The organism is Streptosporangium sp. NPDC051023 (genome assembly GCF_040689595.1).
In the GTDB taxonomy this organism is placed as follows: Bacteria; Actinomycetota; Actinomycetes; order Streptosporangiales; family Streptosporangiaceae; genus Streptosporangium.
Genome location: NZ_JBFBCE010000037.1, coordinates 54,308 through 80,343, shown reverse-complemented (window position 1 = coordinate 80,343; position 26,036 = coordinate 54,308). Strand labels below are relative to the sequence as shown.

Below are 26,036 nucleotides of genomic sequence, written 5' to 3'. Positions count from 1 at the left end.
TGACCCCTGGTAATACTTGGTACGGCTCCGCGCGCGCCAGAGCGCCCCGGGGCCGCAGGCGCTTCGTGGCCGAGAGGAAGAGTAGACGCGTGTACCCGACAGTTCCCCTCGGGAAGGAACCGCGCCGGGGTCCCGCGGCCCTCGCCGCCACGACCCCGAAGGGGCGGCACACGGTGGAGGCCGTCTCCGCGACGTTCGCGGAGGTGCAGGCGTGAGGCTCACGAACCAGGTGCTCATCTTCGACGCCGACGACACGCTCTGGGAGAACAACGTCCTCTTCGAGCGGGTCATCGACGATTTCCTTGACTGGCTCGAGCACCCGACCCTCGACAGGACCGAGATCCGCGCCATCCTCGACGACATCGAGGCGGCCAACGCGGTGGTCCACGGGTACGGCAGCAAGGTGTTCCTGCGCAGTCTCGGCGAGTGCCTCGAGCGGCTGTACGAGCGGCCCGCGACGGAGGAGGAACGGCGCCGGATCGACGAGCTGGTCGTGGCGCTCGTCGAGCACCGCGTCGAGCTGGTTCCCGGCGTCGCGGAGACGCTCCTCGACCTCGGCTCCCGGCACCGGTTGCTCCTGCTCACCAAGGGTGACCCGGAGGAACAGCGGCGCAAACTGGACGCCTCAGAGCTGGCGCACCACTTCAGCGACATCCACATCGTCGCGGAGAAGGGCGTCGAGGTGTACCTCAGGCTGGCCGAGGAACACGAGCTGACGCCCGTGAACACCTGGATGATCGGCAACTCCCCGAAGTCGGACATCCTTCCCGCCCGCCAGGCGGGGATGAACGCGGTCTTCATCCCGAACGACAACACCTGGGTGCTCGAACAGACCGACCTCGACCCCGGGGACGAGCGGGTGCTCAGGCTGCGGACGTTCCCCGAGCTGCTGAACCACTTCTGAGTCCGGTGGCCGCGGAACCGGCCGTTTCCCTGCCGGGCGGGGCAGGCCCGGCCATCCGCGAGTACGAGGAGGATTCCCCATGAGTGCAGACCGGTCCAGGGACGCCGCGGGCGACCGGTCCCGGTCCGTGCCTGAGCAGGCGGCGGGACAGGCGGAGCCGGTGACCGGGCGGGCGCGCAGGACGCCCGCCGTCTCCTGCGTGTTCGTCTGCCACGACGGGCACGGCCGGGTGCTGCTCGCCCGGCGAGGTACGGCCGCGCGGGACGAGCCGGGGACCTGGGACTGCGGCGCCGGGGCGCTGGAGTACGGCGAGTCGTTCGAGGCGGCCGTCGCGCGCGAGGTCCGCGAGGAGTATTCGGCGGGCGTGCTGGAGACCGAGACGATCGGCGTCCGCAACGTCCTCCGCGAGGAGCCCTCCTCCCACTGGGTCGCGGTGGTCTTCGCGGTCAGGGTCGACCCCGCCGAGGTCGCGATCGGAGAGCCCCACAAGTTCGACGAGCTGGACTGGTTCGCCCCGGACGCGCTGCCCGGCCCGCTGCACTCGCAGCTCACCGAGACCCTCACCCTTTTCCGCACCTGGCGGGAGCAGGCCCCGCCCTCGCCGAGAGAGGCCTGAGGTCAGTACGGCAGGACCCGGTCGTTGAACTTCTTCATCACGAAGGGCGCCTTGAACTTCGGGAAGGCGACGGTGTTCACATCGCCGTCCGAGGTGTACCGCTCGTCGCTGTGAGCCTGCAGCCAGTCGAGCCAGGCGGTCGAGCAGAACTTCGCGCAGTCGCCGGTCTTGTCCATCGAGCGGATCCTCGGGATGCCGACCGGATCGAACTTCTTGCTGAACGGCGACTCGGCCGGGGTGTATCCGGCCAGGAACACCCCGCCGTAGTCGTAGGAGACGCTCCCCGAGGTCCCCTTGAGGCCCCACGCCTTGGTGTTCGGCTGGTTGCCGTACGGCAGTGCCAGCGTGACCGGACCGGTGCTGATCAGATCGGTGATGAGCTTGTGGCCCGCGGCGACCTCCGCCGCCACCTGCCCCTGCGGCTTTCCTCGCAGGCTCTTGTGGTCCCGGGTGTGGTTGCCGATGTCGAAGCCCTTGTCGTGGAGCCACGTCAGCATCTGGGCGCCTTCTTCGGGCGTTGCCTTGCCGAACATGTCACGTGTCACATAGAGCGTGGCGACGGGCCGGAACCCCGGGTTCCGCTTGGCGACGTCCTCGAGGATGGCGACGGCGGTTCCCTGCTTGGGGACGCCCATCCCGTCCAGATCGAACTGCGAGGGGGACGAGTCGTCGAAGGTGAGGACGACCGGATGCCGTCCCGCCGGGATGTCGATACGCCCGCTGACGTATTCGGCCGCCGTGATCGGGACGTAGTTCTCCTTGGCCAGCCGTTCCAGCTCGGTGCGGAACTGCTTGGGGGTGCGGTCGTCCTGGGTGGTGGGCTTGTCCACGACCCGGTGGTACATGAAGACGGGAATCTGTCCCAGCTCGTTGGCGTGGACCTGCGCCGCCGCCGCTGCCTTGTTCTTGAGCAGGGCCGCCTTCTTCGCCGCCGCCGAGGCGGCGGACGCCTTGGCGGCGGCGGCGACCACGGCGGGATCCTTGTCCTGCGCCTCGTCCTGCCCCATGCATCCGGCCAGTGCGGCACCCGTCGCCGCGGTCACCACAACGATGCCGATCACCCTGAGACAGCCCATCGAATCCCCCTCGCGCGAGCTGACGATAGGCTGGTGATCCCCATCTGACCTGCGGATCGATCCCCGTATGAAGCAAAGGCTTCGTACCCGGGCGAGGAATGCCGGTGGAGGACCCCGGCGACCGGCGGCGAGATCCCGCTACAGAGCGGGGATGGGGGTCAGGCACATCACCAGGCGCACCCGCGACTCGCCGGTGCTCTGGTGGATGGTGAGCTCGTCGCACAACTGGCTCATCAACCACAGGCCGAAGCCCCGCACGGCGTCGGCGGGTCGTTGCGGCGGGATGTCGCGAGGGGCGAGCCTGCCCGCGGTGTCCACGACGTCGACGGTGATGGAGGCGTCGTCGTGCCAGACACTCACCGTGCCCTGGCCTCCGCCGTGCTCGAGAACGTTGATGACGGCCTCGTTGACGGCGATCAGCAGGTCGTCCAGGCGCTCGCCCCGCATCCCCGCCAGGGTTCCCTGCTGAAGGAGGCGGTCACGCAGAGCGCTGAGATCGTCGTCGATCGGCCAGTGTTGCCCCTGGTCGCCGGTCACGACAACCCCCCTTGACGTCGCCTCGTCTGGCAGTCGCCGGGGGCGAGCCGACTCGCTCCGAAACAGGGCGTTGCTGACGAGTTCCATGATGCTAGACATCTGCCCGGTCCCTGCCAACTTACGACCGTACCGGCCGGGAGATCTACGCCGATCGCCACCCACGCCCTGACGCTTGCCCGTTCACTGACACCACCCGTGCTCTGACGCTTTGCCCGTGCCCGCGGCTCTACAACGGCGACCGGCGGACCCTCAGGGACTCGACCGCTTCCGTGACGGTCGGCTGGATGCCGAAGGCGTGGATGAGTCCGGTCAGGTGGAAGAGCCTTTTCAGGCGCTGGTGCGGGTTGGCCAGTGAGATCCCGCACCCCCGGTCCTGGATGAGCCTGCGGACGCCGAGGAAGACCTGAATGCCGGTCGAGTCGCAGAAGCTCAGGTCCGTCAGGTCGATGACCAGATCGCGTGGCTCCGAGCCGATGGCTTCATGGAGATCGTGCCGGAACCGTTCGGCGTTGGTGTAGTCGAGCTCCCCGGCGAGGGCGAGGAGGGACACCTGCTCCAGGGTGTCGTTGGGGACGACGGTGACACGGACGGCGGTGGTCACGGGGTTACCTCTGCAGACGGTACGGGCGGGGGGAAGGGGCGGTGCGCCGCCTCGGAGACCGAAGCGCTCTGCTGAATGTGAGTGCCGACGTCGTTCACCCGCAATCTCGAGTCCTTCGCGAGGGCGACGGCCGTTTCGTGATGCGCCGATGACCGGCATCGCCGTGACCGCCTCAGTTTACCGACCCACTGAAATCCCGTTGAGTACCTTTTAAGCGTGTGTTCAAGAGCGGCCGGTCAAGCGTGTGTTCGTGAGCGGCCGATCACGGCCTGTCCGGGCGCGCCGCCGGTCCAGGTTCGCCCCGATGTGTCCCCGGTCACGGGCGCCCGGGCGCGTCGTCGGTTCCGGGCACGCCATGGTTCCCGGCACGCCATGGTGCCGGGCACACCATGGTTCCGGGCACGCATGGGGAATGAATTCCCCCGAGGATCGGCTGACCGGTACGCCGCACTTCCGGCGGCCCCGACCGAGGAGGACCCGTGCACATCGACGTCAAACTCTCACCCACCGGTGACTTCTACGAGGCGGAGGTGGACGGCAAATACGCGGGAAAACTGGAGTTCGTCCGGCGCGACGGGGTCATCATCTACACCCACACCGAGGTCGGCGAGGAGTTCGAGGGCAAGGGAGTGGGCGGGTCACTCGCCCGTACGGCCCTGGACGCGGCCCGTGCCGAGGGAGCGCAGATCGTCCCGCGCTGCCCGTTCGTGGGGGGATGGATCAGACGGCACCCCGAATACGCCGATCTCATCAAGGACGCCTGACTCACTCCTGTCCCGCATCCCGCTTCCCGATATAATTCCAGGCATCTCGGGGGAGATAGCGAGTGGAGATGCCTGTCCTTTCCCGCCTGCTCGCCTCGGTGGTGATCCTGACGGCCGTGGTGCAGGCTCCCCCGACACCGGCCGAGGCCGCGTGCACCCCGGGAAGCGGTCTGAAACTGGCCGGGAAGGATCTCACCCGGGTCGTCCTGCCCGCCGATCTGACCTGCGCTGACCTGCACGGCGCCACGCTCGACGGCGTGCGGGTGCGCAGCACTCTCACCAGGGCTGATCTCAGGGGAGCCTCCCTCAAGGGGGCGGACCTGGGCGACGTGGAGATGGCGGGCGCCGACCTGCGCCAGGCCGACCTCACCGAGGCGTCCTTCCCCAACGCCGACGCACGCGGCGCGGACCTGCGTGAGGCGATCCTCGACGACGCCATGTTCGCGTACTCCCACCTGGAGGGGGCCGACCTCGGCGAGGCCACGATGGTCAGGGCCAAGGCGTACAACGTCCAGTTCGACGACGCGAAGCTCGTGGGCGCCGACCTGCGCGAGGCCGACGTCTACTACGCGGACCTGCGCCGGGCCGACCTCACCCGGGTGAAGGCGGCCAAGGCCCGGCTCTACAACTCGATCCTGATCAAGACGGTGTTCCGGGACGCCGACCTGGCCGGGGCCGAGATCTACTCGACGGCCGCCGACGGGGCGACCTTCGAGGGAACCGACGTCGCCGAGGCGAATCTGCGCGACGCCACCGGCCTTGACCTCTCCGGCAGCACGGGCGTGCCCAAGGAACTGCCCGCTCCCGGCGCCGAGTGTGAGCCGGGCAGCGGCCAGAAGTACTCCGGCCGGGACCTCACCAAGGTCAGGGAGTTCCCCGACGACCTGAGCTGCGCCGACCTGAGCGGCGCCAAGCTCGACGGAGTCGATCTGAGCTCCGTACGGCTCGACCGCGCGATCCTGCGCAAGGCCTCGCTCACCGGGGCCAGGCTCCGCTACCTCAAGGGCGCGAACCTGCGGGGCGCCCGTCTCGGCGGCGCCGACTTCAGTGGCGCGGAGCTGGGCGGCGCCGACCTCGGCTCCGCCTCCCTGCCCAGGGCGAACTTCAGCAGCGCGGACGTCAGGGGAGCCACGTTCACGGGAGCCGACCTCCGCGACACCCGTTTCGGCAGTGCCAAGGGCGACCAGGCCGACTTCACCCGGGCCAAGATGGATTACGCCGACCTGAGCAGCGGCCAGTTCTTCGACGCGGTTTTTCACGACACCACGCTGATCGGCGCGAACCTGTCCTACACCCATCTCCAGGGCGCGACCTTCACGGGCGCCGACGTCACCGACATGGCGACCGATGATGTCGAGGACGTCGACCTATCGGGTTCGACGAGCAAGATGCCGGTCGGCTGGGTCGTCGTCCTCTGGCTGCTCGGCCTGGCCGTCGCCGCCGTCGCCGTCAGGGTGATGCTGAAGGTTCTGCGCCGCAGGCGGGCCGCCAGGCGCTCCGCGGCAGAATCGCGGGCCCGGTTCGAGACCTCCAGGCTGAAGGCGGAGGAGGAGGTGACCTCACTTGGTGAGGAGATCGACCTCCTGGACCAGGAGGGGACGGAGGCGGAAACGACCGACTGGCACGAGGCTCTGGACGCCTACGACGCGGCGAAGGCGGCTCTCGCGGACGCGAAGAACGACACGGACCTGAGGGCGGTCAGGGACATCGTGCACAGGGGACGCGACGCGCTGACCCGCCCTCGGAGGCGGACGGGCCGAGAGCGACCGAAGCCATAGCGCGGTCATCCGAACGGCGTTCCGAGATCCCGGGTGCCGATGGCCAAATGGGTCTGATCGAGCACGGAGGGTCGAGTGCGCCTGGTTGAGCATGCCTGGTTGAGCGCTGTGATCAGGGCCGGGTGATCAGGAACGGGTGACCTGGACTGGACGATCGGGGACGGATGACGTGGGGCGAATGATCAGGGACAGTGACCTGAGGCGGACGATCTGGACCAAATGATCAGGGATGGACGCTCCAGACGGATGATCACACACCCTCCTGGTGTATCCACCCACAGCACCTGTCCAGGCACATAGATCCTTTCCGCCACTTCTGCACCTTCACTCCGTTCGGCCTTCCGCGTAATCATGCCGAAATAGACATATGCGCTGATCAGGGCACTGTCGAGCGTGCATGGGCGCCGGCCCTCGCCGATCCGTCCGCCAAGGCGGGCGCCGCCGGTCCTTTTCGAGGGTTATCGTGAAGCGAGGACGGCTGCAAAGCCCGACTCGTCGCGAATTGCGGCCGTTTGGATGCGAGCCGTAGGGCGTGATGATTAGAATCACCCGGTTGGTGGTGATTGGCCGCTTCGGCTTGTCGCCCGGACCGGATCATGGCCCGATCCCTTGCTAGGCTGCAGGGAAACGTTGGAACCGGGCGTTGTCTCACCCCGGCAGGTGAGACCGTCAAGAAGTGGGGTCACACCGTGAAGAAGCTGCTCGTTCTCGCGCTCGTCGCGCTTGGGGGACTGCTGATCTGGCGCAAGGTGCAGGCGGACCGCGCCGAGCTCGACCTGTGGACTGAGGCCACTGGTAGCGAGAACTGAACAACGCGGCTACCGATTCGGGTGCTTTCATGGTCCTTGCCCAAGGTGGGGGAACAATCCCCATCAGGCTTGCCTGTCTGGATCTGGCGGGCACCACAATCGGTGATATCGCCATGGTTGAACGGGCGTTCGCCGAGGCGATCGCCACGCAGGGCATCGTGCCCGGGACCGGCGCGTACGCGCGTGCCATGGTGCACGTTCACCGGTCCCGGGGCTGCCCCACGATCGACGTCTTCCGGGGAATCTTCCCCGACAACGAGGCACAGGCCCAGGCAGCCAACCTGACCTTCGAGCGCTCGTACGAGGGCGCCATCGGACGTTCCGGCCTCATCCCGGTGCCCGGAACCGTCGAGACGCTGGACAAGCTCCGCGACGGCGGCGTCAAGATCTGCCTGATCACAGGGTTCAGCCGAACCGCGCTCAGCCGCGTGCTGGCCGCCCTGAGCTGGTCCGACAGGATCGATCTCGCGCTCTGCCCCGAAGACGCGGGCCGTGGCCGTCCGATGCCCGACATGGTGCTGACCGCGGTCCTGCGTCTCGGCATCCAGGACGTCCGCCAGGTCGCGGTGGCCGGAGACTCGGAGAGCGACATGCTCTGCGGGCGCCGCGCGGGCGCCTCGGTCGTCGCCGGGATCATGACCGGAGTCCACAGCAGGGAACGCCTCCTCAAGGGCGGTGCGACCCACATCCTGGACTTCATCACGGATCTGCCCGCCCTGGTGCTGGACAACCAACTCGTGGAAACCCCCGTAGGCGCCTCCGCCCACTGAGGGCCGTCTCCGAGAATCCACATCGCTCATCGCCCCACCCCAAGGTGGTCACGCATCCCCACGGTGGCCACCGCATCCCCACGGGGTGATCGCGCATCGTTCCCGCGAGGCCACGCACCTTCTCCGGGGGACTATGCGCCCCACAGGGTCATACACTTCCCCGGTGGTGATCACACACCGTCCCCACGAGGGCCACGCATCTCCCAGGAGGTGACCACGCACCTTTCCATGGGGAAGGTCTTTTCAGCGCCGGTATGGCGAGTGGTGACGCGGACCTGATCGGCGCCCATGAGCGGTGCGTAACCCGGCGAACGCCGGTGGCCCGTTCCGCCGGCGCTCGCAGTCCCAGCCATCCTTGTGGCGGTCCTCATACCAGTCGTATTCGGGGTCGACCCCGCGCTGGTAGGGCCCAGGAGCTACGGCGTTGGCCTCTGGGCACATTAGATAAGTTGATCGATGTCCCCGCCGCCCGGCCGTTCTCCATGTCCCTGTTCGGCTCCTGTTTCCGCTGGATACGGAGGGTCGGTGCCGGACTCGAACGCGGCTTCGGCATGCCGGTGGGAGTCGAAGTCAGGGTTGGCGTTAGCCTTTCTACCGGCAATTCCCTGGATATGAAATATGCGCACTAAATAGCAATAACGGCGGGCATATAACGCCCCTCGGGTCTCTCGTGTCGGCACTCCTTGACCGTCGTGCCGGGAGGTCAAGTGGCGCGAGAGGGGGTCCTGTTGCTACGGTGTACGACTGAAGCAGGTCGCGGGCACGGCTCTCTGTGCAGGTCGGCGACTTGATCTCGGGGCCTTAGCTCAGTTGGCAGAGCGCCTGCTTTGCAAGCAGGATGTCAGGAGTTCGAATCTCCTAGGCTCCACCAGCTCCCCTGAAGCGAGAAAGCCCAGGTCAGGCGCTACGGTCGTCACCTGGGCTTTGATCCTTGTTCGGTACAGTCGCGGCTCTGTGCCTGTTGCATGCCCGATTCCTATATGTGACCGACGTGCTGCAGGTGTGGTCACAGTGCGTCAGCTTCATCTTCCGCGCACTCGTGTGATGGGATTCCTGAGCGGTTCCGGCCGGAGTCTGTAGGCTCTGTAAGCAGGGAGAGGAGATTCCAGCATGACCGCGCAGCCGTATGACTTCGTGCCGTCCGGTTCGTCGATGCCTGAGAAGAACCTGCGGGCCATCCGCGCTGCTTTAAGCGTGCCGCAGGACCGAGAGGCGTTCGATGCGGGGCTCAAGGCGGTGCTCGATGAGGTTCGAGTCAGCTTGGATCTCGGTGCGTTGAACGCTTTCGTCCATCGCTGGTGGATCTCCGCGTGCGACTCGGTGAGAGACCCGGAAGGCCGCCGCCGAATGCATGCCAAGGCCGAGCAGGTCTTGGCCGGTGGCCCGATCCCCTCAGGAAGGTCATGGCGTGAGGTGCTTGGTGACCGCGGGGTCGACCTGTAGGTGTACCAGGTCACGCTTGATCCCCTCGCCGAGGAGCAGGCCGCCGCGATTCCGGCGGAAGCGCTACGTCCACTAGCCGAACTGTTTGCCCTGCTGGAGGTCGCGCCTTGGAGCGGCCAGCCGTACAACCCGGCCAATCCAAAGGCCAACATGCTTACGCATACATTTGGTGAGCGGGGCCTCGCGACGTACATGGTCCTGGACGAGCAACGCGAGGTGTATCTCATACGCGTTGAGTGGCCATGATCCCGCGCGAGGCGGCAGGGACGCGCGGCCATCTGACAGACGCTGGACGGTTAGCGGTTGGGATCTTCCAAGGGGCAGTTCCCCGAGTGACCAACTGAGTGACAACCGCCCCGGGCGCCCATGGACGACGGTGGATCACCATGGACTGTTTTCTCCGATGGGAGCGGGTATCCGCCGAGGTCCCGCCCCAGCCCGAGGTGCTTTGCAAGCAGGATGTCAGGAGTTCGAATCTCCTAGGCTCCACCTAACGAAAAGCCCAGGTCGGGGACGCTTCCCCAGTCTGGGCTTCGGTCGTTCTATGGGCACTCCAAGGTCCGTACGGCACGGAAGTACAGCACGGCCATGCATCTAGCCGATTACCGGGCGTTTCGACTGTCTCGCGCTCATCCGCTGTCCCAACGCGGCCGAGTGACCGGCATCACCGAATGATCTCCGCTACGGTGACCACTCGGTGAGCGCGTGATTCGCCCTCAGACAGTCTGGAGGAGACGGGGACGATTCCGCTCTGCGCGGATCCGGCCGAACTCGAACGCACCATCTACCTAAGGTGAGGCATGGCCTCTTCTATCCCGCCGCTACGTCCAGCGATCGATCGGACCAACTCCAGGCCGTCTCCGGCTCGCGAGCCGCTGTGGCGGCATGCGCTCGGTGAGTGTCTCAGAGGTCTTCGTCACGAGCGGGGCGAGAAGTTGAGCGAGACGGCACGTCGCGCCGGAGTCTCGCCGCAGTATCTCTCCGAGATGGAACGAGGCGTCAAAGAGCCGTCGAGCGAAATGATCGCTGCGGTCGCCGGCGCGCTGGATGTGACCCTGGTCGATCTGACCCTTGCCGTCGCCGAGAGCTTGCGGTCTGCTCAGAGCAGCACATCGAGAGGTGCTACCTGCTCGGCGGCGTATGCTCTGGCCGCGTAGCGTGGCTTGCCGGGATTATCCACTGGCCTATGAACGCTCCTCGATGATCTGATCGAGGAGTCCGTACTCCAAGGCCGCGGTCGCGGTGAAGACACGATCGTGATCGGTGTCGGCGCGTAGGGTCTCGATCGTCTGGCCGGTGTGTCGTGACAGTATGCGCTCGATGTCTGCTCGGACACGGACGACCTCATCGGCTTGCAGGATGAGATCGGGGATCGTTCCGCGCCCCTGAGCAGCTGGTTGGTGCAGGATCACTCGTGCGTGCGGGAGAGCGGCACGTTTTCCTTCGGCACCCGCGGCGAGAAGGACGGCACCCACCGCGACGGCCTGTCCAACGCAGGTTGTCGAAACCCGCGGACGGATATAGCGCATGGTGTCATATATCGCGAGCATCGCGCTCGGATCCCCGCCTTCGCAGTTGATATAGAACTGTATTTCGGCATCGGGGTTGTCCGACTCTAGAAAAATCAGCTGCGCGATGAGCGCGTTCGCGACGCCCGCATCGATTGCGGTGCCCAGATAGATGATTCGCTCGGTGAGCAGGTGCGAGTAGACATCCATGATCCGCTCGCCACGAGAATTCTGAGTGATGACGTTCGGAATCATATATGTGGTCACTGGTCGACCCCTTCGATGACGCCGAATCCGAGCCGTGGGCGATTACGCGGCGCGATTTCGTCGAAATTTTGTACGATTGCATCTATGAAGCCGTAGTCCAGCGCCTCTTGCGCTGTGTACCAACGATCGTGCAGAGAATCCTCGAATATGCGCTCGACGGGCTGCCCGGTGTCCTCGGCGATAAGACCGAGCACCGTGTCGCGAGTATGCCGAAGGTCGCCGGCCTGCAGTTCGATGTCGACTGCGGTGCCACCGATTCCCGCTGAGCCCTGGTGCATCAGGACACGTGCGTGCGGCAGGGCGCGACGCTTCCCTCGGGCCCCCGATGACAGCAAGAATTGCCCGGCGCTGTAAGCAATGCCCAGCACGAGGGTCGACACGTCACAGGGAATGAGCCGAATGATGTCGCGGATCGCGAGCATCGAGGGAACCGACCCGCCCGGCGAGTGAATCCACAATGCGATATCCGTCGACGCGTCCTGCGTGGCGAGTGCTATCAGTTGCGTGGTCAGCAGTGTCCCGTTGTCATCATCGAGAGGGCCGTCGAGAACGAGAACACGCTGATCGTAGAGCTCGCGCCTTACCTGCGTATTGAACAGTGGAAGATTCGATTCTCCGCTCATGCGTCCATCATGTGAGGCGATCCGGATCGGCGTCGACACGATCCGCTTGGGGCAGATCTGCTCTGAGCAGATGGAATTCGGTCTCCGGCTCGGTTCGTAGCATTGCGGTCGGGAGTCGAGTGGGGCGAGCGCGCCGGCGAGAGCCTCGGCCTCGATCCCGTCATGATCAACGGCGCGCGCAGCCCGTTCGATCCAGTCGACAGGCGTCAGTTCATGTCGGCGTGCGTTTTCGTGAAGGAAGCTCTGGAGACGAGGCGATATCAAGCGGCCAGTTCGTATGTGCACGCCTCGACGTAAAGTCCCCGAGCCTGCACAGGGCAGGATCGGGGACCTACGGTTGTCACCTGGGCTTTGATCTTTATCAGGCCCCGTTTCGCTTCCGTGCCCGTTGCGTGCCCGATCCTCCTTGAGGGGCCCCACGGGCGAGGCCGTCGATCTTCCTCGCCATCTCCCGTTGCCGCTCGTCGGTGGGGTGCTGATAGATCATCGCCACGCGGGTGCTGGAGTGTCCCATACGCTCCATCAGCTCTCGAATCGACGCCCCGGCGTTCGCGGCGAGGGTGTTGCCGGTGTATCGCAGGTCGTGGAAATGGATCTTCGGACAGGTGTTCACCTCGATGAGGGAGCAGAGCCGCCCCGTATGACCATCGATGCCCGCGCGTTCCTGTCGATCGCCGAGCAGGCCGTCGCCATCGCCGCCGAGATCGTCAAGACGCATCTGCCCGGGGCCGTTACCACCAAGGGGGACGGGGACATGGCCACCGACTACGCCGACGGCAGCCCGCACACCATGAACGCCCACGCCGTCATCGTCGCCAGCCCCAAAATCCTGACCGACCTGGTCGAGCTCATCGCTGAGGCGGACAAGGACGCCAGACACAGCGCGTTGTGCCAGCCGCGCGAGATCCTTACCATCTCTGCGTAGCCTCCGCGGCAGCTCACCCGGCGCCTGCAATCGATCCCGCGGCTCATCCACACCGAGGGTTCTGCAATCCGCGCAGGTTGCCGCGACCCTGCCGATGCGTTGTCTTCCATGCCTTGAACGCTAATCACCCAGACCTGCATCATGGCCGATCGTCTATGCATGCCTGCTGCTTCACTGATGACCGGCGCGCGGGTCGACGCCCAAAAGTCACGGCTGGCCGGGGCGACTGGTCTAACGCGAGGTGATGGCACTCCCGCATCGGTGACTTCCCGCCCGACAGGCCAACTGTTGTGACATTCTCACCGCTGCACATATGCCTCGATGCCGTCGAGAATCCTCGCAAGGCCGAATTCGAAGCCATCGAGCGGGGGTTCGTCGGCGAGAAACATCGGATCCTCCATCGCGTCCGCGACGGCATTCAGGTTGCGGGAGCGGAGTTGGCTGTCCAGGAACACGCGGACCGCACGCACCGCCTGTTGCTGGTCAGGATTCGCACGGCGTAACGCGGCCGGTGTTGGAGTGTTGCGCCGTAGGTTGGCGCCGTACCGGGCGTGGCTGTCGAGGAGGTATGCACAGTTCAGCATCTGCTGCGCCTCCATACCGGTCGATCCGAGCACGGTGATCAGAGCATCCAACCAGGCCGCGTTGTGTGGAGTCAGGGAGACAGTCGTCGGCACGTCCAGCAGCCATGGGCGGGAGAGGAAGCGTTCGAACAGCTGGCGTGACCACAGCGCAGCCGCCTCTCGCCAATCGCCGTCTGGCAGCGTGGGCGGGTCGCCCCAGGCGCGATCAGCCAGGAGCACGATGAGCTCATCCTTGGAGCTGACGTAGCGATACAGCGCGTTGGTGGTCACGCCGATCCGGCCGGCCACCTTCGGCAGCGAGGCGGCAGCGATGCCTTCCTCGTCGGCCAATTCCGTCGCGACCGCGATGATCTTCTCGACGCTGTGCGCTGGCTTAGGGCCGCGCCGCCCTCCGGTGTCGACAACGCCCCAGGCCGCAGCCAGGCCTGGCGGCAGCGCTTCGAGGTCGGCGTCATTGGTGTGCGCGCGATCCGATGCGATCTCGCGATCTGGCGCGGGGTCGCGTCCGGAGCTCTTGCGTGGGGTCATAGCCGGCATCCTCTCGAAGATCTGAGTGAAATAGTAGACGGCTTACACAGTTGTTGTTACTGTGCATGCCATGAACACTTCATTGCTTACACAGATTCAACTTCCGGTCGCGGCCCGCCGCTGGATCGGCCTGGCCGCGATCCTCGGCGCCGTCTTCGCGATGGCCGAACTTCCTCTCTACTTCGTGGTACCTGCATGTGACCCCCCGCTCTGCAGTGTCGAGACCGGCAGTCTCATGCCGGACTGGCTGATCCTCACCCGTACGCTCTTCAACTTCCTCGCGCTCACGCTGTTCCTGGTATTCATGACGAGCGTCCGGTTTCTGATCGCGCGGGCCGACGCCCGGTCCGAATGGCTCGGTGCAGTCGCCGGTACCGCTGGCGTGGCATGGACGATCATCGACATGGTCGCCAAGGGGATCGAAGGCAGCAGTGCCATCAAGGCCACCGAGTTGATCGACCCGACCCGCACCGTACCCACCTACCTGCTCTACGGCTCCATCAGCCACCTGATGCTGGTTGTCTTCGGTGTCGCCTTCGGGTGCGCGGTGCTGCGCTCCCACGCTCTTCCTCGGTGGGTCGGCTGGTCGTCATTCGGCATCGCCGTACTGCACCTGGCCGGAGTGCCGTCGATGTTCTTCGGCTTCAATTCGTCGGAGTTCTACGCCTCCAATGGCTGGGGTGCGGTCGCGACGTTCAATGGCATCGCCGCCATCTGGGTGGCGGCCGTCGGCGTCGCAACGCTGAAGAAGAAGACTTCGCCGGTGTCGACACTCGGTACTCGGTTGACCGCCAACGCATAGGCGCGTATGCGTGGCGAGTTCGGCGGGTCGGATTCCGCTGAACTCGCCACCGATGCGCCTGCCTCGCTCTGCCGCCTCAGGAGCGGGCCGACCGGCCGCGGTCTTCAGTCCAGCGGCACATGACGACCTGCTTACGGAACAGCTCAGGAGCCGTCTGGCGCGAATGGGAACTTGTTCGTGAGACCGTTTGCTCCATGGATCAGCACCGGCGGTCTCTGACCCTCCCCTCATATCGTGGAGATCTGACCTAGGGGGGCGGTCTCCACGATATGAGGGTAGGGTCAACGGCTCCGCCTTTCACCGAAGTCTGATCTAGCCGATGAGGGCCTCGGTGATCTGACGGGTGGTCTGCGCGGCGACCCTCGGGTTGACAGCGGCATAGGTGGTGTAGGCGTTCAGACCGGTGGCAAGGGCACAGCCGCGACCCCGGGTCCAGGTGGCGTCGTCTACATCGAGCACGGCGCGGAAGGCGGCCCGGCTGTCGGCCGACATCAGGGTAAAAGCGATGATCAGATCACAGGCCGGATCGCCGATGCCGAGCCCGCCGAAGTCGATGACCGCGCTGAGACGGCCGTCGACGGTCAGCAGGTTGCCGGTGTGGAAGTCGCCGTGGAACCAGACCGGAAGGCGACTCCAGCCGGGGGCGCTCACGGCCGCGTTCCACAGTTCGGTCATGGCGGTGGTGTCGAACACGCCGTCGGCCTCTGCGATGGCGGTCCGCGTCGCGCGATCCCGGCCCGCCAACGGCTGGTCGGCGAGATCCTCGCGGGCCTCCATGGCCTGAACGTCCTCGGGCATGAACTGCTGAAGGGCGGCTAGGAATTCCGCCAGTTGGACGGCGGCCGCGGACGAGTCGGCCAGTGTCTCGATGGTCGCCACCTCGCCCTCCAGCCAGCGGGACACCGCCCACCGCCACGGATAGCCGAGGTCGGGCTCACCCACTCCCATCGGTACCGGGATGGCCAGGGGCAGTCGCGGGGCGAGCTGGGGCAGCCATTCGAATTCCTTCTCGGCCTGTCCGATGGCGCCGTCGTGGCGGGGCAGCCGGACGGATAGCTGCTCGCCCAGCCGGTAGATCACATGGTCCGAGCTGGCCGGATCGAGCAGTTTCAGAGGCAACGCGGCCCACTGTGGGAACTGCGTATCGACCAGCCTCCTGACCAGTGCGGCATTGATCGTGGGGCGGGTGTCCGCGGTTCTCATGGTTGCCAAGAGCAACTCCTGCGATCGGCCCGCTCCGTGCGGCAGGGGCTGGACCATCACAGTGCACTGTGGCTTGCCTTGTCGACCGGATTTCCCCCGGCCGGACTGGCTGGCCACCAAGGCCACGTCCCATGGAAATGGCCTTGGCGGTACGTCAGAGCTTAGAAACCGGGGCGCTGCCCCAAGCGTTTAAGCGCCCTGCGTTTCTCCTCTGAGGAGCTGTTCATGGTCACCGCGATCTGTGAGTGGCGAAGGATCTGCATGGCCACCCGCGGGTGGACGTTGAAGGCGACGAGCAAGGACGCGCAGGCCTTGCGGGTCGCGTGATTGTTTCCGACCTGGCGGGATCTTGTGGGTAGTCGAGGTCGGCGCTCAGGGAGTTGGCGCCCATAGTTGATCGGCGTCACCGGTGGCCAGGCGGCTTCGATATACGTCGATCTTGTGGTTGATGAGCTTGAGGTTTTCCTGGATTTCGGTGAGCTCGGCGGTCACGTCGGCACGGTGGGCCTCCAAGAGGGCCAGGCGTTCCTCCTCGTTTCCGCGCCCGGCGGAGACGAGTTCCGCGTAGCGACGGATGGTCCTGATAGGCATGCCGGTGGCGCGCAGCCTGGTGCAGATGATGACCCAGTCGAGGTCGAGCTGGCGGTAGCGGCGACGGCCGCCCGCGGTGCGGTCGACGGGGGTGACAACCAGGCCCGCGCGTTCGTAGTAGCGGAGGGTGTGTGCGCTGACTCCGGTACGGCGAGCGGCTTCGGCGATGCTCAGGCCTGACCGGGGAACTGGCGGATTGACTTCGAGCACGCTCTAAATTTTACGCTGAGGTATGACGACGACATTGATCACTGGAGCGAACAAAGGTCTCGGTTTCGAGACCGCCCGCCGGCTTGTGGCTGCGGGCCACACGGTTTACATCGGAAGCCGGGACGCCGAGCGCGGGCACCGGGCCGCTGAAGAACTGGGCGCGCGGATGGTTCAGCTCGACGTTACCGACGACGTGTCTGTGGAGGCTGCGGTGAAGGTCATCGCGGCCGGCGGAGGGCTGGACGTACTGGTCAACAACGCTGGCGTCCAGGCGGAGATGAGCGATGGCGACGTCGTGGTCGGTGCTGCGGAGCTGACCGCCGAGGTTATGCGGGAGACGTTCGAGACGAATGTCTTCGGCACAGTGCGTGTCCTGCATGCGTTTCTCCCGCTGCTGCGGCTTTCCGCCGCCCCGGTGGTGGTCAATGTCAGCAGCGGCACTGCCTCGCTGACTCGGGCCACCACCCCGGGGGACCCTGTACATGCCTATCGGGGGGTGGCCTACCCGGCGTCCAAGAGCGCGGTCAACATGATCACCGTAAAGTACGCGAAGGCGTTCCCGAATATGCGGATCAACGCGGTTGAGCCCGGCTACACCGCGACCGATCTGAACGGGAAGGCCGGCACGCAGACCGTTGAGGAGGGGGCAGAGATTATTGTGCGCCTGGCACAGGTGGGCCCTGACGGTCCCACCGGAGGCTATTTCGCCAAGGAAGGAACCCTACCCTGGTGATCATGCTCGCCTGTGGAGCAGGGTATGACGCCGTAGATCCGGGGTGACTCTTGGGGTGCCCGGCCGGGCGCAACGTCTCAGGGCCCATAGCACCGACACGAGTGGAGGGCACTCCACGTTGATCTGCTCCTCGTTGATGGCGGAGCAGCAGCTATCGAGGAATGGCAGGGACTGGTTTCGACCTCCCGGACACACAGCGCGGTGGTGCCCAAACTCGTCGACATGGCCCCGGCCTCTAGCTCCGGGACGACATCAGTGACCAATGTCTGGTGCTCGTTCTCATCGATATGGCCAGCGCTGTATATAGCAGCGAGATACAGCAACATCGCCTACACGATCACACGTCACCAACCCGCATCTGCCACGTGACCAGGCCAGGAGCCCTCGCTGACGGAACCTCTGCAACTCTCACGACCGCCTTGCTGTGGTTAGCCGCCCTACGTGGTTGGGGGCGATCGAAGGTCTGGGACTTCGTTCCTAATGACGGCTCATTGGGCATGGTGGGGGCTATGAGTGCCCAGGTGGTTCACGTGCTGGGCGATGTGACGATATGAGATCATGAAGCTGCGTCAGCTTCCTCTGACGGTCAACCAGAGTGGGGGCAATGATCTTCAGGTACGAGTTCGCCGTCGTCGAATGGTTGTGGGACCAGCAGACCATCCGGGTCAACACTCCCGGAGGTAACGAGCACATGGTCTCTGGCAGTTACGACCAGGTGGTCGCGGTGCTTTCTGAACTCGGCGGTCAGGGCTGGGACGTGGCCACGTGCGCGGCCACCGGCAACTGGCTGTTTTGGACCCTGCGACGCCAGCACTGACCTCGAGCGGTACGAGGTGCTCTGTTCACCAGAACCTCCGAGTGGCCGAGCGGTGCTCGCCATGGCGTAGCAGGGCGGCGTGCGTCCGCCGGTAACCGTAAGTTTCGTACGAGCCGGCGGAGGTCTTGGCAAGCAGTCGGGTGAGCAGCGCCCGGCGTTGCGCAGTGGCCGGGGCCGGCCGCTCGTGCCACTCGTAGTAGCCCGAGCGCGACACGTTCAGCCAGGCGCACATCTTGACGATCGCATGGTGGGCCTTCTCCACGTCGATCAGCTCGTACTTGGCGAGCATCATCGATGCTCGGCCGGGAAGAAGGCGGCCGCTGACGGGAAAATCACTCACCTCAGCCGGGTAGGCGGCGGCGAACCCCAACTGGTGTTCGTCAGGTCGAATCTCCTAGGCTCCACCTGCTGAAACACCCCTCACCCGATCTTTTCCGGTCCCCGGGGTCGTTGACCCACCAGAATAGGAACACCCGCGCAGCCGTCGTCCCGGTCCTTCCTCCACTCGGCTTCCACACGTACGCTCAACGCGTCGGCGATCTTCTGATCCGCATCTTGTGTGGCGGGCTGGCAGGTCAGTGTGGTCCGGTCGTTGTCGTGCCTGGTCCGCCCGTTTCGGCTCCTGTAACCGGCGCGCTGCCGCCCCCGCGGGCATCAACAAGCCAGAGGAAGCGGCTCAGGCGGCTTCTCGCATGCTTGGCATGTCCGTCAACCTCACCGGTCCCGTCGCCCGCTCTCGTGCGATGGCGATCACGTTGCCGGTGTGACGGAGGTTGCGGACATGGAGGTTCGGTACGCGGATGGACTGACGGCTTCGAGCCTGCGGGCCGTTTTGACGTTGCTTCGCGCATGAGTCCGCGCTTCGGGTCGGGGAGAACGAGTGCGTCGGGTTTCTGGCTTGACGTAGCTCTGCGGATCTTTCTGTGACCGGAGTGAATCGGGAGAATGCTGTGCAGGTTGCATCTGGAGGCAGCATGAAACGACTGGTCGTCGTACTGGTGGCAGCCCTGTTGGGGCTGAGCGCGCCCCCCGCTGTGGCTGGGGTTGTTGCCGACCCGGTATCGGCTTTGAAAGCCCAGTTCGCCAAGAACCGTGGGGTTACGGTCGTCGAGCGGGCGACGGACATCGACCAGAAGATCGTTATTGCGCGAGCGAAGATCATCGTGCAGTTCGGCGGGTCAGGTCCGATCGCATCCGCCAGAACGATCATGACCCTCAATCATGACGAACCGAAGTACATGAGGGACATCTACGTCGAGGGCCGTGTCTACATTCAGGGCACGATCTTCAATGAGCTGCCGCTCGAGTTGCCGGCGGGCAAGCAGTGGTTCCTGGGGTATGGGAAAAGCAGACCGGCTGTGGGTTTCCAGCAGATGGTGAACGTTCTCGAGCCCGCGACTCTTGGCGTTCTGCTCAAGTCGGCGCCTGCCAAAGGTCGCGACGGAACGGAGACCCTGTACACCGGGACGATCTCCATCGCCAAGCTGCACGAGGTCTCTCCCTCACTCCGTGAGCTCTTCGGCGTTCTTGGTGGGGGACCGGACCTCCCGGAGCCCTTCGCGAAGGCCACGTTGAACTGGCGGCTCTGGGTTGACGGTAAGGGGCTGGTCCGTCGGCTGGTGACATGGGAGAAGGGCAGTCTGATATCACGTGGCGTCAGGTTCGACACGCGCTTCGCCGACTGGCGTTCCGGGGTCGTGGTCAAGGCCCCACCGGCCGATGAAGTCGCCAAGGCCGACGAACTTGAGTAGGACGAGGCGAAGTGAGCAAACCCGGGAAGTGAAGCGCTCCGGGGGACGCACCGGCGCACCGAGTGATCCTTAGATCCAGCCTTCCTCCCAGGCGCGGTGGGCGGCGGCATGACGGGAACTGACGCCGAGTTTGGCCATGGCCGCCGACAGGTAGTTGCGCACCGTGCCCGGCGCAAGGTGCACCTGGGCGGCTATCTCCCTGATTGAAGCCCCGGTCCGGGACATCCGCAGCACCTCCAGTTCCCGGTCGCTGAGCGGGCAGTCGTCCTCGGTCAGGGCCGAGGCGGCGATGTCGGGATCGACATAGCGCCGTCCGGCGGCGACGTCACGGATAATCTCCGCCAGCCTCGTCGCGGGGGTGGTCTTGGGAACGAACCCGCTCACACCCACCGACAACGCGCGGCGCAGTACTCCCGGGCGGGCGTGCCGCGTCACCAGGATGATCTTGATGGAGGGTTCCGTCCTGATCTCTTCGGCGGCACGCAGGCCGTCGGTCGGTGGCATCTCCAGATCCAGTATGGCGATGTCGGGCTTGTGCTCGCGGGCCATGCGCACCGCATCGGTGGAGGTGGCCGCCTCAGAGGTGACGGTCAGGTCCTCCTCCAGCTCCAGCAGCGCCGCCAGGGCACCCCTGATCAAGTCCTCGTCGTCGGCGATCAACAGTCGGATCATCGCGCCTCCGGTTCGGTGGCCGCCGCGGCAACCCGGGTATTCGAGGATTTCTGGCCGGGCGTCTCCACCGGCAGGGAGGCCGCCACGACGAAGTGGTCGCCGTCGTGCCGCCAGGTCAGCTCGCCCCCGGTAGCCTGCAGCCGCTCAGCGAGTGTCCGCAGGCCGGTACCCGGAGCGGCCTCTCTTCCCGTGCCGGGATGCTCGGACGCGCCATCGTTGGCGACCGTGAGACGGGCCAGGCCGCCGGTGATTCGGTAGCCGACCTCGGCATACCGGGCACGGCTGTGGCGTAGCACGTTGGTGGTGGCCTCCCGCATCACCAGCCCCAGAAGGCGTCGGCCCGGATCGGGGAGGAGATCGGGGGCGGCGGGGTCGAGCTCCATCCGGGCGTCGATGCCGGCCGCGGCAAGCACTCTGGTCGCGTTCGCGATCTCCTCCTTCAGCGTGACGCGGCGATATCCCCGGACGACGGCACGAGTGTCTCGCAACGCGTCCGTGGCCAGCCGCCGCACCTCTTTCATCTCCGCGGCCGCCCGCGCGGGGTCGGCCTCCGCCAGCCGCGCCGCCAGCTCGCTCTTGAGCGCGATCACCTGCAGGTGGTGGCCCTGGATGTCGTGCAGATCGGCGGCGAAACGCAGCCGCTCATCCTTGACCGCCAGCTCCGCCGACAACTGGCGGGCTGCGTTCAGCCGTTCGGCGACGTCCCACGCCCACAACATCCCGAGCGTGACCCAGCCGGTGAAAACCACCAGTCCGGCCGGGAACGCCGCCGCGAACACCGATCCCTGCCCCGACACCGCAGCCGTGATCCCGCCGAGAACGGCCGCGCCCGCCGCCGTGGCGGCGATCAGTAGCCATCGGCGCCGAGCGGGCAAGAACGTCGCGATGATCGAGACCATCATGGCCGGGCCGAACGACCAGAGCCCATAGTCCCGCAGGGCGAGCAGGACCACGCCCAGCACCACCGCGCCCGAACCTCCGGCCACCAGCCATCTCACCGGCGGTGGTCCGCTCGGGTCGGTGCCCGGCGACTCGAGGGGGATACGTGGGAGCCGGCGGCTGATGGACACCGCGATGGCCACCACTGTCAGCACCAAGGCGGCCACGGCGGCGAGCCGGACCACGACCGGCACCGCCGCGTCCATGATCCGGCTTCTGACGCTGAAGACCAGGAAGAACGCGGTGACGCTGATGAGACTCCACCAGGTGTAGCGGCGGAAGTTCGTCAGCCCTGCCCCAGGGGCGACCGGCACGTCACGCACGCGGCCATTGTCGCAGCAATCCACCGCGTCGGCCCTTTGTGCTTCGCCTCGGCTTAATGATGATAAAAGTCACGTGATCATGTGACATGCCCATCCTTTGACATGCGGTTTCGGCGCTACCGAGAAGACGCCCGTGTCGGCGACCCTGGAGGCCGTCCATACCTCACCCCCGTATTGAGGAGACCTCCGATGCAAGCCGCGAACACCGCACCCACCCCCAAGCGCTGGATCGACGTACTAAAGGGTCGCTGGCCGACCGCCATCGCCATCGGCCTGGCGTTCCTCACGGTGAGCGGTGGCGACCTGAGTGGCGAGGTGAGGAGCCTCGCGCAGATCCTGCCTGTCCTGCCGCTGCTCTATCTCGTCGTCGCCAAGCTGGGCCGACCCGCACTGTCGTGGCCGCTGCTCGGCGTCGCCACGGTGATCATCATCGGGGCACGGCTGCTGGATCTGGTCGCGTCGTCCACCGTTCTGCTCACTCTGGCACTGGTCGTGCTGGTCTGGGGCTTGATCGACGGGTACTCGCGCCGGTCCGGCGAATTCAGGATCCAGGCGATCGGCATGATCGGGTTCGCCGCGTTGGCGCTGGCCGGGCTGACCCTCGACCCGGAGGTCGGCCGATACCTGGTGGGGGCCGGATGGTTGCTGCACGGCGTCTGGGATTTCGTGCACCTGCGGCGTGGCAAGGTCGTAACCCGCTCCTACGCCGAGTGGTGTGGCGTGTTCGACGTGCTGATCGGACTCGAGTTGATCTTCTTGGTGTGACGCGTCAGGGGGCCGTCCGGCACTCGTCTACTCGGGGTGCCGCAGAGCTACGAGTGACCTTGCCAAATTGTTCTCATGGATTATCAAGCGGCGGCACGCCGCGCCGCCGTACCCGGCCTCCGCCGCCCGCCGCCGGTACCGCGCCACCGTCAACCCTAGTCAGAGCTCAAGCACCATCAGGATTTCATCTCGATCATCACCAGGCGCAAGCCGTAGCGCGCCGGGCCACCGGCCGATCTCTTTCCAGCCCGGTCGTCCGTAGAAGCTTTCGAGTCCCACACCACCCCGGGCAGCGAGGTGGAGCTGTTCGAGTCCCATTTCTTCGCGGGCCGGATAGCGCACATGGCGCATCAGCGCGGCGCCGATACCTCTACCGCGAAAGTCGGTGTGTGTCTGAACGTGATGAACTGTGACCCAGCACTCGATCAACTCCCGTCGCAGGTTCGGCGACATTTCGTGTTGAGCGGTGATCTGCAGAAACTCCGAAGCCCCCTCATGCGCCATGTTCACAGCCTGACAGACGTCTCCGACAAGACGGGAAAAACGACCGCCTCCAGTGGACACTCCGGCTCCGGAATGATCGTCAAGGGCGGACTCGTCACCGCAGGCCTGCTGGTGGCAGACGGGGTGAGCTGGTGCGCGAAGGCTTGTGCAGGTGCCCCCAGCTAGGAAACCCTGCGATCATGCCCACCGTACGGCAGCTTCTCGACTACCTCGAAGGTCTACCCGACGACACTCCCGTGGTCATCGACGTTCGCCCAGGTGATGAGTACGTACAGGTCGAAGGCATCACCATCACCACGAGCGAGGACGCTGCGGGAGACGGATATACGCCGACAGGCGCCCAGCTCGCGACACGCAAAGTTCTACGAGATGCCGTCCAGCGAGAGCTTGGTGAACTGCGCGCAGCGCTCTGTCACACCCTCGGGAAGTACCACAGGGAACCAGACCCGCCGAGAGCGTCAATGTCGAGGAGACGGTCCAGTCGATCCGACTCCTCGCTCGCAGGAGGTGATCCAACCCGGGTAACCTCCGAGCGAACCACCCGAATCGACTGGTTCTTCGGGCATCGGGACGAGGGTGCGATATGAAGGAACTGGCGGCATAACGCTCGATTCGCACACTAAGGTCGATCTTGAGTGCGTGACCGTGACATCACGGCAGGAGCAAACGGAAGGCAGTGGTCAAAAGATGTCAGACGCCCCCCAAGACCGGATCGCCGCAGTCGACCTGCAGACCAACCGGCCGCACTCGGCCCGGGTCTACGACTACATCATGGGTGGCAAAGACAACTTCGCCGCTGACCGAGACACCGCGGCCCAGGTGCTGACCGACTGGCCAGGGCTGCGTACCTCGATGCTGGCCAACCGGGCCTGCATGCACCGGATGGCACGCCATCTCACCGGCCTGGGAGTGCGGCAGTTCATCGATGTCGGCACTGGCATTCCCTCATCGCCGAACCTGCACGAGGTGATTCAGAAGAGCGCGCCCGACGCGCACATCGTCTACGTCGACAACGACCCCATCGTGCTGGTGCACGCGCGCGCCCTGCTGACCGGCACGCCCCAGGGGCACATCGCCTATATCCAGGCCGACATGCGCACCCCCGAGGCGCTTCTCGGCGACTCCACGCTCCACCAGGTGATCGACTTCTCCCAGCCGGTCGCGCTCACGGTGATAGCGATGCTCCAGTTCGTGGAGGACGCCCAGGCAGTGGTGGAGTCGCTCCTCGAACCGCTCCCCTCGGGCAGCTACCTCGCCATCACCATCCCGACCAACGAACTCGCCCCCGAATCGGAGCGTCTCGCCCGCGAGTACACCAACAGGGGCATCCCCATGTACCTGCGCAGCCGCGCCGAGGTAGAACGCCTGTTCACCGGCCTGGAACTGCTTGATCCGGGGGTTGTCCCGATGCCTCGCTGGCACCCCGCCCCCGACGATCAGCCTCTCCCGGACACCGCCACCAACATGTACGCCGCAGTGGGCCGCAAACCGTAGGGAAGTCGACGACGGCGCCGTGCCAGGGCTGGCCGCAGGCGAGAACGTGCCCGGACGCCGGCGAACAGTGTCATCGCCACGGTGAAGTACACGACCGGTTTAGCTACGGTGCCACGTTGAGAAGTGACCGACGCTTGGGCTTGCCGGCTCGGCGGAATCCGCCCCGGGCGAGGTCGTCGAGCTCGCGTGCCACCTTCCACCGCGGCTCGTCGGTTGAGTGCTGACAGAGAAACGTCGTAGTCGTATCTCCGGGGTTGCGACTGCTCATTGTGTTTCCCCAGGGGGAAACACAATGAGCAGGCCCTCTCGTCGAGGTTGCAAGCCTGCTGAACCGGCACCGTTCTCCCTACAATGACCGCGTGAACCATGTATTCGGGGTAGATGGTTTCAAGCCACGATGTGGCGGTGTGAAGTGGGCTAACGCGGGCCTAGGCGTGCTTCCTGCCTGGATCGCCGAAATGGATTTCTCTGGGCGAATGTTCGCCGCCTCGGCTCTCATCACGGTGGAGATCCTCGCCAGGGTCTCCCGAATGACGTGCTGAGCGCCGCGGGGCTGAGCGCCGAGGAGGAGGCCGCCTATCGGCTCCTGGTCAGAGCCGTCGGAGTCGAGCCTGCCGAGCTGGCAGCAGAACTCGGCGTCGAGAGCGAGGCGGCGCGGCGGACGCTCGGCTTTCTGCTCGCCAAGGGGCTGGCGCGAGCCGTACCGGGGGAGTCTGACAGGTTCACCGCCGTCGCGCCCGACGTGGCGCTCGTGGCCCGGCTGCACAGACGGCAGGAGGAGGTGGACCGGGCCAGACAGGCCGTGGAGCAGCTCACCGGGGAGTACCTGGCCCATGCGCGCCGTCGTGAGGCGGCCCAGCTGATCGAGGTGATCACCAGCAGGACGGCGCTGCGCGAGCAGCTGCGCCTGCTGCAGGACAACGCCCGCCACGAGGTCGTCAGCCTCTGCCGGGCCGGGCATGTGGTGATGACCTCGCAGGAGAACACCGAGGAGTTGGCCGCGCTGCGACGCGGGGTCGGCTACCGCGCCCTGTACGAACGCGCCCTGCTTGAGGAGCCAGGCATGCTGGTCAACCTCGCCGACGGAATCAAGCTGGGTGAGCGGGCGCGTGCCCTGCCCGCCCTGCCGGTACGGATGATCATCGCGGATGGTGAGCTGGGTGTGCTCCCGCTGGTTCAGCACACCGGCGGGCTGACCCAGCTCACCGCGGCGCTGATCAGGCCGAGCAGTCTGCTGGAGGCGCTCAAGGCGCTGTTCGAGAGCCTCTGGGAGCGGGCCACCCCCGTCAGCCTCACCGCGTCATGCAGCCCGCTCGACTCCGACCATCTCTACCTGCTGTCGCTGCTGGTGGCGGGTGTGTCCGACAAGTCGATCGCCACGCAGCTGAAGGTGTCGCATCGAACCGTCCAGCGCCGGATCACCCACCTGATGGAGCAGGCAGGCGCCCAGACCAGAATGCAGCTGGCCTGGTACGCCGCCCGCGAGAACTGGTTGTGAC

The 26,036-nt window shown here is 65.8% G+C and carries 33 protein-coding genes and 1 tRNA gene; 20 read left to right on the top strand and 14 right to left on the bottom strand.

Annotated elements, in window-relative coordinates:
* The first annotated feature begins 89 nt into the window (after nt 1-89).
* The 3 genes from AB0395_RS24580 to AB0395_RS24570 all read left to right on the top strand — a co-directional run bounded on the left by AB0395_RS24580 (nt 90) and on the right by AB0395_RS24570 (nt 1,520).
* On the top strand, nt 90-215 hold the full coding sequence (locus AB0395_RS24580; RefSeq protein WP_366284175.1) for a hypothetical protein: 126 nt from the start codon (nt 90-92) through the stop codon (nt 213-215).
* A complete protein-coding gene (locus AB0395_RS24575) occupies nt 212-904 on the top strand; it encodes an HAD family hydrolase (RefSeq protein WP_366284172.1) in 693 nt (230 codons plus the stop codon). Before AB0395_RS24580 ends, AB0395_RS24575 begins: the two co-directional genes overlap by 4 nt.
* Before the next feature lie 79 nt (nt 905-983).
* Entirely contained in the window at nt 984-1,520 is a 537-nt protein-coding gene (locus AB0395_RS24570; RefSeq protein ID WP_366284170.1) for an NUDIX domain-containing protein, read from the top strand.
* Between the two features lie 2 nt (nt 1,521-1,522).
* On the opposite strand, the gene AB0395_RS24565 is transcribed toward AB0395_RS24570, so the two are convergent.
* The 3 genes from AB0395_RS24565 to AB0395_RS24555 form a co-directional block, all read right to left on the bottom strand.
* Entirely contained in the window at nt 1,523-2,596 is a 1,074-nt protein-coding gene (locus AB0395_RS24565) for a polysaccharide deacetylase family protein (protein ID WP_366284168.1), read from the bottom strand.
* Between the two features lie 138 nt (nt 2,597-2,734).
* Nucleotides 2,735-3,133, bottom strand: coding sequence for an ATP-binding protein (locus AB0395_RS24560; RefSeq protein WP_366284167.1), 399 nt, complete (start codon nt 3,131-3,133; stop codon nt 2,735-2,737).
* A gap of 226 nt (nt 3,134-3,359) precedes the next feature.
* Nucleotides 3,360-3,734, bottom strand: a complete 375-nt coding sequence (locus AB0395_RS24555) for an STAS domain-containing protein (protein ID WP_366284165.1) — start codon at nt 3,732-3,734, stop codon at nt 3,360-3,362.
* Between the two features lie 479 nt (nt 3,735-4,213).
* Between AB0395_RS24555 and AB0395_RS24550 the strand changes: the two genes are divergently transcribed.
* From AB0395_RS24550 to AB0395_RS24535, 4 genes are all read left to right on the top strand, one after another.
* Nucleotides 4,214-4,498 carry a GNAT family N-acetyltransferase gene (locus AB0395_RS24550; RefSeq protein ID WP_366284163.1) on the top strand — a complete coding sequence of 95 codons (285 nt, stop codon included), beginning with the start codon at nt 4,214-4,216 and terminating at the stop codon, nt 4,496-4,498.
* A 68-nt stretch (nt 4,499-4,566) separates the two neighbouring features.
* Nucleotides 4,567-6,276: a pentapeptide repeat-containing protein gene (locus AB0395_RS24545; RefSeq protein ID WP_366284213.1), complete on the top strand. Its 1,710-nt coding sequence runs from the start codon at nt 4,567-4,569 to the stop codon at nt 6,274-6,276.
* 689 nt (nt 6,277-6,965) lie between these two features.
* A complete protein-coding gene (locus AB0395_RS24540) occupies nt 6,966-7,085 on the top strand; it encodes a DLW-39 family protein (RefSeq protein WP_013130296.1) in 120 nt (39 codons plus the stop codon).
* A gap of 29 nt (nt 7,086-7,114) precedes the next feature.
* The gene (locus tag AB0395_RS24535; protein WP_366284161.1) at nt 7,115-7,855 is read left to right on the top strand and encodes an HAD-IA family hydrolase; all 741 of its coding nucleotides are present in this window, start codon (nt 7,115-7,117) and stop codon (nt 7,853-7,855) included.
* Between the two features lie 243 nt (nt 7,856-8,098).
* Here the strand turns inward: AB0395_RS24535 and AB0395_RS24530 are convergent, their stop codons facing one another.
* On the bottom strand, nt 8,099-8,296 hold the full coding sequence (locus AB0395_RS24530; protein WP_366284160.1) for an excalibur calcium-binding domain-containing protein: 198 nt from the start codon (nt 8,294-8,296) through the stop codon (nt 8,099-8,101).
* A gap of 354 nt (nt 8,297-8,650) precedes the next feature.
* Here AB0395_RS24530 and AB0395_RS24525 point away from each other — a divergent pair.
* From AB0395_RS24525 to AB0395_RS24510, 4 genes are all read left to right on the top strand, one after another.
* Nucleotides 8,651-8,726 (top strand) — tRNA-Ala (locus AB0395_RS24525).
* Nucleotides 8,727-8,965: 239 nt separating this feature from the next.
* Nucleotides 8,966-9,298, top strand: coding sequence for a DUF6247 family protein (locus AB0395_RS24520; RefSeq protein ID WP_366284157.1), 333 nt, complete (start codon nt 8,966-8,968; stop codon nt 9,296-9,298).
* Nucleotides 9,299-9,544, top strand: coding sequence for a hypothetical protein (locus AB0395_RS24515; RefSeq protein ID WP_366284154.1), 246 nt, complete (start codon nt 9,299-9,301; stop codon nt 9,542-9,544).
* 554 nt (nt 9,545-10,098) lie between these two features.
* A complete protein-coding gene (locus AB0395_RS24510; RefSeq protein ID WP_366284151.1) occupies nt 10,099-10,455 on the top strand; it encodes a helix-turn-helix transcriptional regulator in 357 nt (118 codons plus the stop codon).
* A gap of 27 nt (nt 10,456-10,482) precedes the next feature.
* On the opposite strand, the gene AB0395_RS24505 is transcribed toward AB0395_RS24510, so the two are convergent.
* The 3 genes from AB0395_RS24505 to AB0395_RS24495 all read right to left on the bottom strand — a co-directional run bounded on the left by AB0395_RS24505 (nt 10,483) and on the right by AB0395_RS24495 (nt 12,309).
* Nucleotides 10,483-11,073 carry an ATP-dependent Clp protease proteolytic subunit gene (locus tag AB0395_RS24505; RefSeq protein WP_366284149.1) on the bottom strand — a complete coding sequence of 197 codons (591 nt, stop codon included), beginning with the start codon at nt 11,071-11,073 and terminating at the stop codon, nt 10,483-10,485.
* Nucleotides 11,070-11,696 (bottom strand): ATP-dependent Clp protease proteolytic subunit, encoded by a 627-nt coding sequence (locus AB0395_RS24500; RefSeq protein ID WP_366284146.1) that lies wholly within the window; start codon nt 11,694-11,696, stop codon nt 11,070-11,072. The genes AB0395_RS24505 and AB0395_RS24500 overlap by 4 nt, the downstream gene beginning before the upstream one ends.
* Before the next feature lie 361 nt (nt 11,697-12,057).
* The gene (locus AB0395_RS24495) at nt 12,058-12,309 is read right to left on the bottom strand and encodes a tyrosine-type recombinase/integrase (RefSeq protein ID WP_366284144.1); all 252 of its coding nucleotides are present in this window, start codon (nt 12,307-12,309) and stop codon (nt 12,058-12,060) included.
* A 27-nt stretch (nt 12,310-12,336) separates the two neighbouring features.
* Here AB0395_RS24495 and AB0395_RS24490 point away from each other — a divergent pair, with 27 nt between their 5' ends.
* Complete coding sequence (locus AB0395_RS24490) at nt 12,337-12,621, top strand: hypothetical protein (RefSeq protein WP_366284141.1); 285 nt, start codon at nt 12,337-12,339, stop codon at nt 12,619-12,621.
* A gap of 299 nt (nt 12,622-12,920) precedes the next feature.
* On the opposite strand, the gene AB0395_RS24485 is transcribed toward AB0395_RS24490, so the two are convergent.
* Nucleotides 12,921-13,733 carry a TetR/AcrR family transcriptional regulator gene (locus AB0395_RS24485; RefSeq protein ID WP_366284139.1) on the bottom strand — a complete coding sequence of 271 codons (813 nt, stop codon included), beginning with the start codon at nt 13,731-13,733 and terminating at the stop codon, nt 12,921-12,923.
* Nucleotides 13,734-13,803: 70 nt separating this feature from the next.
* Here AB0395_RS24485 and AB0395_RS24480 point away from each other — a divergent pair, with 70 nt between their 5' ends.
* On the top strand, nt 13,804-14,535 hold the full coding sequence (locus AB0395_RS24480; protein WP_366284136.1) for a hypothetical protein: 732 nt from the start codon (nt 13,804-13,806) through the stop codon (nt 14,533-14,535).
* A 312-nt stretch (nt 14,536-14,847) separates the two neighbouring features.
* On the opposite strand, the gene AB0395_RS24475 is transcribed toward AB0395_RS24480, so the two are convergent.
* Nucleotides 14,848-15,738: an aminoglycoside phosphotransferase family protein gene (locus AB0395_RS24475; RefSeq protein WP_366284211.1), complete on the bottom strand. Its 891-nt coding sequence runs from the start codon at nt 15,736-15,738 to the stop codon at nt 14,848-14,850.
* A gap of 372 nt (nt 15,739-16,110) precedes the next feature.
* The gene (locus AB0395_RS24470) at nt 16,111-16,539 is read right to left on the bottom strand and encodes a MerR family transcriptional regulator (RefSeq protein WP_366284134.1); all 429 of its coding nucleotides are present in this window, start codon (nt 16,537-16,539) and stop codon (nt 16,111-16,113) included.
* Nucleotides 16,540-16,561: 22 nt separating this feature from the next.
* On the opposite strand from AB0395_RS24470, the gene AB0395_RS24465 reads away from it, so the two are divergent.
* Both AB0395_RS24465 and AB0395_RS24460 read left to right on the top strand, forming a co-directional pair.
* Nucleotides 16,562-17,272 carry an SDR family oxidoreductase gene (locus AB0395_RS24465; protein ID WP_366284132.1) on the top strand — a complete coding sequence of 237 codons (711 nt, stop codon included), beginning with the start codon at nt 16,562-16,564 and terminating at the stop codon, nt 17,270-17,272.
* A 604-nt stretch (nt 17,273-17,876) separates the two neighbouring features.
* Entirely contained in the window at nt 17,877-18,089 is a 213-nt protein-coding gene (locus tag AB0395_RS24460; protein ID WP_366284129.1) for a hypothetical protein, read from the top strand.
* Between the two features lie 25 nt (nt 18,090-18,114).
* Here AB0395_RS24460 and AB0395_RS24455 read toward each other — a convergent pair whose 3' ends face one another.
* Nucleotides 18,115-18,429, bottom strand: a complete 315-nt coding sequence (locus AB0395_RS24455) for a hypothetical protein (RefSeq protein WP_366284128.1) — start codon at nt 18,427-18,429, stop codon at nt 18,115-18,117.
* Nucleotides 18,430-19,063: 634 nt separating this feature from the next.
* Between AB0395_RS24455 and AB0395_RS24450 the strand changes: the two genes are divergently transcribed.
* On the top strand, nt 19,064-19,840 hold the full coding sequence (locus AB0395_RS24450) for a hypothetical protein (RefSeq protein WP_366284125.1): 777 nt from the start codon (nt 19,064-19,066) through the stop codon (nt 19,838-19,840).
* A gap of 69 nt (nt 19,841-19,909) precedes the next feature.
* Here AB0395_RS24450 and AB0395_RS24445 read toward each other — a convergent pair whose 3' ends face one another.
* Complete coding sequence (locus AB0395_RS24445; protein ID WP_366284123.1) at nt 19,910-20,512, bottom strand: response regulator transcription factor; 603 nt, start codon at nt 20,510-20,512, stop codon at nt 19,910-19,912.
* On the bottom strand, nt 20,509-21,774 hold the full coding sequence (locus tag AB0395_RS24440) for a histidine kinase (protein ID WP_366284120.1): 1,266 nt from the start codon (nt 21,772-21,774) through the stop codon (nt 20,509-20,511). Before AB0395_RS24440 ends, AB0395_RS24445 begins: the two co-directional genes overlap by 4 nt.
* A 189-nt stretch (nt 21,775-21,963) precedes the next feature.
* Here AB0395_RS24440 and AB0395_RS24435 point away from each other — a divergent pair, with 189 nt between their 5' ends.
* On the top strand, nt 21,964-22,539 hold the full coding sequence (locus tag AB0395_RS24435; protein ID WP_366284117.1) for a hypothetical protein: 576 nt from the start codon (nt 21,964-21,966) through the stop codon (nt 22,537-22,539).
* Nucleotides 22,540-22,698: 159 nt separating this feature from the next.
* On the opposite strand, the gene AB0395_RS24430 is transcribed toward AB0395_RS24435, so the two are convergent.
* Nucleotides 22,699-23,043 carry a GNAT family N-acetyltransferase gene (locus tag AB0395_RS24430; protein WP_366284115.1) on the bottom strand — a complete coding sequence of 115 codons (345 nt, stop codon included), beginning with the start codon at nt 23,041-23,043 and terminating at the stop codon, nt 22,699-22,701.
* Nucleotides 23,044-23,222: 179 nt separating this feature from the next.
* Here AB0395_RS24430 and AB0395_RS24425 point away from each other — a divergent pair, with 179 nt between their 5' ends.
* The 3 genes from AB0395_RS24425 (at nt 23,223) to AB0395_RS24415 (ending at nt 26,035) form a co-directional block, all read left to right on the top strand.
* Complete coding sequence (locus AB0395_RS24425) at nt 23,223-23,630, top strand: hypothetical protein (RefSeq protein ID WP_366284112.1); 408 nt, start codon at nt 23,223-23,225, stop codon at nt 23,628-23,630.
* 100 nt (nt 23,631-23,730) lie between these two features.
* Nucleotides 23,731-24,537 (top strand): SAM-dependent methyltransferase, encoded by an 807-nt coding sequence (locus AB0395_RS24420; RefSeq protein WP_366284109.1) that lies wholly within the window; start codon nt 23,731-23,733, stop codon nt 24,535-24,537.
* 535 nt (nt 24,538-25,072) lie between these two features.
* Complete coding sequence (locus AB0395_RS24415) at nt 25,073-26,035, top strand: helix-turn-helix domain-containing protein (RefSeq protein WP_366284107.1); 963 nt, start codon at nt 25,073-25,075, stop codon at nt 26,033-26,035.
* Nucleotide 26,036 lies beyond the last annotated feature (1 nt).